1 protein-coding gene and 2 pseudogenes are annotated in these 2,263 nt (G+C 62.8%); 1 reads left to right on the top strand and 2 read right to left on the bottom strand.

Features of this window, described 5'->3' with window-relative positions; translation table 11 throughout:
- Nucleotides 1-96: 96 nt before the first annotated feature.
- A pseudogene (locus GA0070560_RS27960) lies at nucleotides 97-271 on the bottom strand (transposase); the annotation flags it as partial.
- Nucleotides 272-294: 23 nt separating this feature from the next.
- Nucleotides 295-897, bottom strand: a complete 603-nt coding sequence (locus tag GA0070560_RS27955; protein WP_211566044.1) for a transposase — start codon at nucleotides 895-897, stop codon at nucleotides 295-297.
- Between the two features lie 58 nt (nucleotides 898-955).
- Here GA0070560_RS27955 and GA0070560_RS30205 point away from each other — a divergent pair.
- Nucleotides 956-1,265: pseudogene (locus GA0070560_RS30205) on the top strand (IS982 family transposase); the annotation flags it as partial.
- Nucleotides 1,266-2,263: the final 998 nt, after the last annotated feature.

Raw genomic sequence — 2,263 nt, 5'->3', positions numbered from 1 at the left:
GCCGCGTTAGTGACCACACCAGCACCGATCCGCGAGCAAACGCCCACGTCAGCGGCACCCACGATCACAAGATCGCCAGAACGCTACAACTCAGGTCAGCAGGTTGCGCAGGTAGTGGGTCCGACGCCGCTGCCACGAGGCCCGGGAGGGCCGCCCCAATGGCCTGCACCAAGCCAGCGTGGACGTCGGAGATGATCAGGCGGACACCGGACAGGCCACGGGCGGTCAGCGACCGCAGGAACACCAGCCAGCCGGCGCCGTCCTCATGTGAGAGAGTGTTGGGTAACCCGGTGACTACTTCTGGTTGAGTTCGTCGTCGAGGCGTCGGGCTGCTTCGGTCTCGATGGGACCTTGCGGTTCGATGTCCTCGCCGGCGAGGCGTGCGGCCATCAGTCGGATCATGGCTACTTTGATCATCGCTTTGGCGTGCGCGGGTTTGCGTTCGTAGTCGCGGGCCAACCGTCTGCACCGTCCCAACCAGGCGAAGGTTCGTTCCACCACCCACCTGCGGGGTGGCACCTGGAAGCCCTTCACGTCGGCGTTGCGGGCCATGATCTGCAGGTCGACGCCGGCGTGCGTTCGCGCCCACGCAAGCAGCCCCGCATCGACGCGGTTCACGTAGCCGCCGTCGGCCCAGGCCAGGCCCAGCAGCGGGAACGCCTCGGTGATCCCCGCGAGGACCAACTTGGTGCCGGCACGTTCCTGAATCGACGCGGAATGCACCACCACCGCCCGCAGTAGCAGCCCGCAGGTGTCGAGCAGGAGATGCCGTTTACGACCTAGGGTGCGTTTGCCGGCGTCGTAGCCGATCGCCTCCCCGCCCTGGTGGCTGTGCGCGGTCTGCGAGTCCAGCACCGCCGCTGACGGCTGCGGATCACGTCCCTCGGCCACCCGCACCGGCGTCGCGCACCTGATCATGAACCCGGTCCCAGGTCCCGTCGGCGCTCCAACCCCGGAGGGATACGTGTCCGCGGAGCTGGACCGGTGGCTGGTCGAGCGTGGGGTGCGATTGCTCAGACCGTCTTACCGCAACCGCGCCCCACGCCCGGACGAGCACTTACTTACTGAAACCGATCCGGCAGCTCATCGAGTCCGTCAACGACACGTTGAAGGGCCAACTCGACCTCGAACTGCACGGCGGACGCAGCATCGAAGGCGTCGCGGCACGCGTCGCGCAACGCCTCCTCGCGATGACCGCCGCGATCTGGCACAACCGGACCACCGGCCAACCCGTGACCAGGTCCTTAATCGCCTACGACCATTGACCAGACTTCGGACTTGCTCGTCTAGTGGAATTATGTCGCCTTGCTCGATTCTCTACTTACGCCTTTGCTTCTAGCAAACCCTGATGCCATCGAGGGCGTTGTCCCACGGTGAGCTGATGCTCCCCGACGCGTACGGTGCGACGGAAATGAACTGCTCGTACCACGCATAGTTGGCGCTGGAGTAGATGTAGTAGCCGCTTCGCGTACCCCTGGTCTGATTGTTTGACCAGGACGACATCTTGTTGCTCCAGTTCCCACCTTCGGGGTATGAATAATTTCTGAGGTCGCGAAGTGCGCATGTGTAGAAGCTGATCCTGTAGCCGGTCCAATTCTGGTCTGAGTAGATACATGAAAAGCCATAGGAGCAGCCGGCGAGTACCGGTCCGTCCGCTGTTGCAGCGGTCGTCGCCATTCCTGCTTCTCCGCTGGCGGTACGACCTGCGCCAGTGCTTCGGGACGCATTCAGGGATGGTGCTGATGGCTGTGCTGCTGCCCCATCACGCTTGATTGGTACATCCCCGTTGTGGCCCTGCGGGAGAGAGAGCAGGACCCCTTCGTCGATCTTGATCGTGTCTGCACTAACTGGCGTAGACCCGGGATAGATCGCCATCAGCGACCTGAGTGCGACAGAGGGGTTGGGTTGTGAGGTGGTGCCCTCCGCGTGCGCCACCCCTGGCGAAGCGGCCAGAAGCAAGGCTGCGATAGCAGCCGCTACTATGTTCCTTCGGGTATTTCGTTTCCCGTTCAATTGCCCTCCTGTCGCAATTCTGCATCCCGGCCATCCATCGATAGGCGTGCGCCTTGATGTTGTGGCCAGCGGGTCTGATGGAAGAGTAGCAGGGGTCAATCGAGTTACGCTAGATGGTCCCTTTGCGCTGTTGCGACTCTTTCATATCAAATCTAAAGAGCGTGTCTCAGGTGGTGAGTTTGAGGTAGCGCTTGTGGCAGGTGAGTGCGGCGGCGAGGGTGAGGAAGGCGCAGTACAGGCCGGGGTTGCG

This window comes from Micromonospora halophytica (assembly GCF_900090245.1).
Classification (GTDB): domain Bacteria; phylum Actinomycetota; class Actinomycetes; order Mycobacteriales; family Micromonosporaceae; genus Micromonospora; species Micromonospora halophytica.
Note: the sequence above shows the minus strand (reverse complement) of the source record. Positions and strands in the feature narration are given on the sequence as shown.